This is a genomic window from Cellulomonas sp. IC4_254 (assembly GCF_011603975.1).
Lineage (GTDB): Bacteria > Actinomycetota > Actinomycetes > Actinomycetales > Cellulomonadaceae > Cellulomonas.
Map to the genome: position 1 here is coordinate 1 of NZ_JAANNB010000396.1, position 758 is coordinate 758.

Below are 758 nucleotides of genomic sequence, written 5' to 3' on the forward strand. Positions count from 1 at the left end.
GCCCGTGGCCCGGCAGGGCCCGGTTCTCCGCACCGCGCGGTGCCTGCTGACCTGGTTCGGCCAGGTCGCGCTCTGGTACTGGGGGATCGGCCTGGTCCTGGTCGTCGCGGTGCCCCTCGTCGTGGACGCGGTCGGCGACGTGGGCACCTCGACCATCTGGTTCGCCCGGCAGAGCGGGGTGTGGTTCCCGTTCTCCGTGATGATCGGGATCGCCACCACGTATCCGCCGGTGCACGTCGCGAGCGGCATGACCCGGCGCAGCTACGTGCGCGGCGCCCTGCTGGCCGCGTGCGGGACGGCGCTCGCGTTCGCCCTGCTCATGGCGGGCGGGCTGCTGGCGGAGCGCGCCTGGTACGGCGCGATGGGCTGGCGCTGGTCGCTGCAGGACCAGGGCTGGTTCGACCCCGACGTGCGGTTCGGCAGCCTGCTCCTGGCGTACCTGGCGACGTTCGTCGTCGCGTACATCAGCGGCCTGCTGGTCGGCACCGTCTACGCCGCCGCCGGCGGCTGGTGGGGCACGCTGACCCTCCCGCTCACCGCCGGCCCGTCGCTGGCCATGACGATCCTCGTCGGGAACTCGAACGACTGGGTGCCGTTCTCGGACCTGTTCGGCGGCACCGGCGAGAGCACCCCACTCGCCCTCGTGGTCACCGTCGGCGCCGTCCTGGCGCTGGCGCTCGCCACCGCCTTCTGGCTGATCGCCACCCGCCGCGCGATCCCGCCCCGCCGCGGCTGACCCGACGCGCCCCGCGGCGCGC

The 758-nt window shown here is 74.5% G+C and carries 1 protein-coding gene; it reads left to right on the forward strand.

What is annotated here, in order from left to right; translation table 11 throughout:
- On the forward strand, nt 1-736 hold a 736-nt coding region (locus tag G6556_RS18990; protein WP_205693780.1), incomplete at its 5' end, for a hypothetical protein.
- Nucleotides 737-758 lie beyond the last annotated feature (22 nt).